Origin of the sequence: Desulfosarcina sp. (assembly GCF_033791525.1) — a bacterium.
Taxonomy (GTDB): domain Bacteria; phylum Desulfobacterota; class Desulfobacteria; order Desulfobacterales; family Desulfosarcinaceae; genus Desulfosarcina.
This window is the reverse complement of the sequence record NZ_JASJGN010000397.1, coordinates 1-4,899: the sequence shown is the minus strand read 5'-3', so window position 1 is coordinate 4,899 and position 4,899 is coordinate 1. Positions and strand designations below refer to the sequence as shown.

The 4,899-nt window shown below is 54.6% G+C and carries 4 protein-coding genes; all 4 read left to right on the top strand.

The window, feature by feature from the left end:
• Positions 1-454 precede the first annotated feature (454 nt).
• Positions 455-1,399, top strand: a complete 945-nt coding sequence (locus QNK41_RS19600; protein ID WP_319260477.1) for an ABC transporter ATP-binding protein — start codon at positions 455-457, stop codon at positions 1,397-1,399.
• A 234-nt stretch (positions 1,400-1,633) separates the two neighbouring features.
• Positions 1,634-2,398 (top strand): ABC transporter permease subunit, encoded by a 765-nt coding sequence (locus QNK41_RS19595; RefSeq protein ID WP_319260474.1) that lies wholly within the window; start codon positions 1,634-1,636, stop codon positions 2,396-2,398.
• A gap of 16 nt (positions 2,399-2,414) precedes the next feature.
• Positions 2,415-4,295 carry a GldG family protein gene (locus QNK41_RS19590; RefSeq protein ID WP_319260472.1) on the top strand — a complete coding sequence of 627 codons (1,881 nt, stop codon included), beginning with the start codon at positions 2,415-2,417 and terminating at the stop codon, positions 4,293-4,295.
• A gap of 3 nt (positions 4,296-4,298) precedes the next feature.
• On the top strand, positions 4,299-4,899 hold a 601-nt coding region (locus QNK41_RS19585), incomplete at its 3' end, for a DUF4340 domain-containing protein (protein ID WP_319260469.1).

The following is a 4,899-nucleotide window of genomic DNA, read 5'->3' as shown; positions in this document are numbered from 1 at the left end:
GCGGACCTGAAGCCAAGAATGTAAAAAGAGCAACCTGAGAAACTCGTATGGATTCACAAACGGGGCATTCTGCCAGAAATGGCTGGGTGCCCCGTTTGCCTGCAGCACCATGCCTTTCCCACCGTCCTGCAGGTAAGTCAGTCGCCCATTCGCTCCTGGATGATTGGATGCCGCTATTTAGTGCCCATCCATAAATGACCAATTTGCCCGATATCTGCGTTATCCGAAAAATTTTATCCTCGGAATATCAAACATATGCTTCCGGTAAAATTTTTCGAAAGCCTTGATCTCGACCCAAACTGCCTATTCCTGGACGGACACTAACCCGATGAAGCACCACCCGCACCCTTTCGCTGGGCTTTGACCGTCCGTTTGTGCAGGAGGCAATAACTGTGGTGACGGGGTACTGCTTTCAAAAACCAGTTAAATCGAAGGCCAAGGAGACCGCACATCCATGATAGAAGTAAGGCATCTGACCAAGCAGTTTGGCAGTCATCTGGCGGTGGACGACATCTCCTTTACCGCCCAGAAGGGAGAAATCCTGGGTTTTTTAGGCCCCAACGGCGCGGGAAAGTCCACCACCATGCGGATGATCACCGGCTTCTTTCCGCCCACCCGCGGAACGGTGATCGTCGGCGGCAATGATATTATGGCTCAATCCATTGCCGCCCGCAAAATGATCGGCTACCTTCCTGAAAATGCACCGGTATATCCGGATATGACGGTCAACCAATATCTGGATTTCTGTGCCGAGATTCGTGGATTCAGGGGAGCCGCCAAAAACCAGCGGGTGGGTGAGACGGTAGAGCGATGTTTTCTTGCCAGTGTCCGTCATCAGGTGGTGAACACCCTGTCCAAGGGATACAAACAGCGGGTTTGCTTTGCTCAGAGCATCCTGCACGACCCCGAATACCTGATCCTCGACGAACCCACCGACGGTCTGGACCCCAACCAGAAGCACGAAGTACGCCTGATGATCCGGGAGATGAGTGCCACCAAGGCCATCATCTTTTCCACCCATATTCTCGACGAGGTCGATGCTGTCTGCAGCCGGGCCATTATTATTGCCGACGGAAAGGTGGTGGCCGACGACACACCCGACGGGCTCAGGCGGCGGTCCATTTCTCACGGATCTGTGGTCCTGACTGTCAAGGGCGCGGCGACTGACGGATTACAGAAACGAATTGCGGAACTGGACGGGGTGGCGTCAATTTCGGTTGTGGAATCCGATGGCGAGCGGACGACCTTGCGCATTTTCCCTGACGATCCGGCGGTTCCCGTTGCCGATCGGGTGATCGCTTCGGCAAACCAGGACGGGGTTGGCATCGCCGCGGTGTTTGTTGAGCAGGGGCGGCTGGACGATGTGTTTCGTGAGATTACCATCGGTATAAGACCCTAACCCGGAAAAGCCGGAAACAAAAAAATGCAAGCAACAGATTTTAAATAACAAACTACAAATAACAAATCTCAAATAAATTCAAAACTACAATATCCAAAGCTCAAAAAAGGGCAAAATCTAACGGTGATAGTTTTTTTGGTTTCTCCAATATCGATGATTGGAATGTCCTTTCTTCAAAACCGCAAGGTTTGGAATTTTGAATTTTTGCTATTGTGATTTGTTTCCTAAAAAACAATGGAGTGGCCCATGCAAAACGGTAATTTTTTTAGTAACATATGGATCATCATGAAGCGCGAATTTGCCGGATACTTCGGTTCGCCGGTGGCCTACGTCTTCATCGTGATCTTTCTTCTCCTGACCGGGTTTTTCACCTTTTACATCAGTAATTTTTTCGAAGCGGGGCAGGCCGACTTGAAAGGCTTCTTCCAGTGGCACCCGTGGCTGTTCATGTTTCTGGTTCCGGCCATTGCCATGCGGCTGTGGGCCGAGGAGCGCCGGCTGGGGACGATCGAATTGCTTTTGACCCTGCCGGTAACCGTCACCGACGTGGTTCTGGGGAAATTACTGGCCGCCTGGTGTTTTATCGGCATCGCACTGGCCCTGACCTTTCCGCTGGTTCTGACCACCATGTACCTGGGCAATCCGGATCTGGGCGTTATTTTTTGTGCCTATCTGGGCTCATTTCTCATGGCGGGCACGTTTTTGAGCGTGGGCAGCATGACCTCGGCCCTCACCCGCAGCCAGGTGGTCAGCTTCATTCTGGCTGTGGTGGCTTGCCTGTTTCTCATACTAGCCGGTTTTGCGCCGGTGACAGCCGTACTGTCTGGGTGGGCGCCGATGTGGCTGGTGGATTTGGTCTCCTCGACCAGTGTTCTATCCCATTTTGCCTCCATTGCCAGAGGCGTGCTGGACGTGAGGGATCTGCTCTACTACCTGTCGGTGATGGTCTTCATGATCTTTGTCAACGGCGTTATCCTGCAAAATAGGGAATCGGCTTAAAGGAGGCCAAGAATCCATGAGCGATGGAAAAAGACGCATCGGAAAAACCGTATTCTCGGCCGGCAGCGCCGTGCTGGTGCTCGTCATCGTGGTGCTGGTGAACATTCTGTTGTCCCGAACCACCTTGCGCTGGGATGCCACTGAAGACAATCTGTACTCATTGTCCCAGGGTACACGGACCATCCTTGCTGAACTGGATCAAGACGTGGTGATCAAGGTGTTTTACAGCAAACACGTGGTCAACATCCCTTCCCATATCAAGACCTTTGCCCAGCGGGTGATCGATTTTCTTTCCGAGTACGAACAATACGGAAAGGGCCGGATCTCCGTCGAAATATACGACCCCAAACCCGATTCCGAAGAAGAAGAGTGGGCCGTTAAATACGGCATGAAAGGCATCAGCCTGCCGACCGGCGAGCAGGTCTATCTGGGGCTCGTTGCCCTGGCCGCCGACCAGGAGGCGGCCATTGCCTTTATCGACCCCACCCAGGAGACGCGGCTGGAGTATGACCTGACGCGCATTATAGCCCGTGTACAGACGACGGATCGAATGAAGATCGCCGTATTCAGCAGTCTGCCGGTATTCGGTGAAGCCCCCGCGAACATGGGAATGGCCGGGCCCCGTCCCGGCTCGGAGCCCTGGTTTTTCATTCAGGAGCTGGCAAAGACCTACGACCTGACAAAAGTGCAGCCCGATGCCGACCACATCGATCCGACTGCGGATCTGCTGGTGCTGTTTCACCCCAGAAACATGTCCGACATGCTGGCCTTTGCCGTGGACCAGTACATCTTGGGCGGTGGCAATGCCATTGTTTTTGCCGACCCCCTTTCCCTGATGGACGATCCGCGCATGGGACCTGGCGGGTCCATCCCCACCAGGCTGTTCAACGCCTGGGGGATCACCATGGAACCGGGAAAAGCCGTTGCCGACTACACCTACGCCACCCGGCTGAGGAACCGCAACAACCAGGCGGAGAACAATCCGCTGTGGCTCTCCGCCTCAGCCGGCGCATTTCTCGCAGACAACCTGATTACCACCAACCTGGAATCCATGCTCTTGCCGGTTGCCGGTGCCATCGAGAAACTGCCGGACAGCATTTACACCGTTGAGCCCCTGGTTCAAACCAGCACCAACAGCGTGAAGGTGGACGCCTTCGCCCACAACATGAATGTGAACGCCATTCGTCGGGATTTCAAACCGTCGGGTACGATCCACAATCTGGCCGTGCGAATATCCGGCACGTTTAAGACGGCTTTTCCGGAGGGAAAACCGGCCGCTGAACCCAAAGCCAGCGAAACGTCGCCGGAGGCAGGCACCAAGGATACGGAAGAATCGCTGAAGGAAGGTAAAGCACCCTCGGTCATCGTTGTGGTGGCGGACAGCGATCTGCTGTACGACGGCTACTACCTGAGTCAGCAGAACCTGCTGGGCTTTACGATTTCCAACATCTTCAACGACAACCTGAATTTCATGCTCAATACGAGTGAGATGCTGACCGGTAATCCCGCCCTGATCAGTATCCGCTCCCGGGGCACGTTCGAACGGCCATTTACACGGGTGCAGGAATTGGAGCGCAAGGCCCAGGACCGCTGGTTGGACCAGGAGCAGGTGCTGGTTCGCCAGGTGGAGGAAACCAACCAGAAGCTTAGCATGCTCGAGCAGCAAAAAGATGACGCCCAGCGTGCGATCCTCAGCGAGGAACAGGAGCAGGAGATCGCCCGCTTTCAAGAGGAGAAACTCAGGATCAACAAAGAACTCAAGACGGTCCGGCGCAACCTGCGTGCCGAGATCGAACAGCTGGGAACCAAGGTCAGGTTCGTGAATATATTTCTCGTTCCTCTGCTCATCGGCATCGGTGGGATCATTTACGCAATCACTCGAAGAAGAAAGGCATAGTTGATGAAGGGCAAGACGTTTTTGATACTGCTGGCGGCGACAGGCCTTCTGCTGGCCCTCTGGTTTTTCCGTTTCGGGGTCGAGGAGCATACCGGCCAGGTGAAAATGGGAGATAAGCTGTTTGCCGACCTGCCGGTGAACGCAGTGACTACACTGACCCTCGCCGATTCTGAAAACAAAGTGGTCCTGGTCAAGGGTGACAAGGTGTGGCAGGTCGACGGACGCGGCGGTTATCCGGCCGACTTCGATCAACTCAGGGAGTTGGTGGTCAAGCTCTCCCGGTTGAAAATCGGCCGCAGTTTTCCCGCTTCAACTGAAAGCCTGGCCCGCCTCTCACTGATGGCCCCTTCCGCCACGGACGCTTCGTCCACGGGCAAGCAGGTCACCCTAACAGACGCGTCGGGAAAGATCCTCGCCAATGTCATCCTGGGTCAGCGTCGTGAGACCGACAACGGGGAAGGTGGTGGGCAGTACCTGAAAAAGGTCGATGCCGACACCGTCTTTCTCGTGGACGGCAATTTCCGGTTCCTGAAAACTGCACCCGCCCAGTGGTTGAAAAAAGAGATTATAGATGTCAATGCCGAGGAGGTGAAATCGGTCGCCT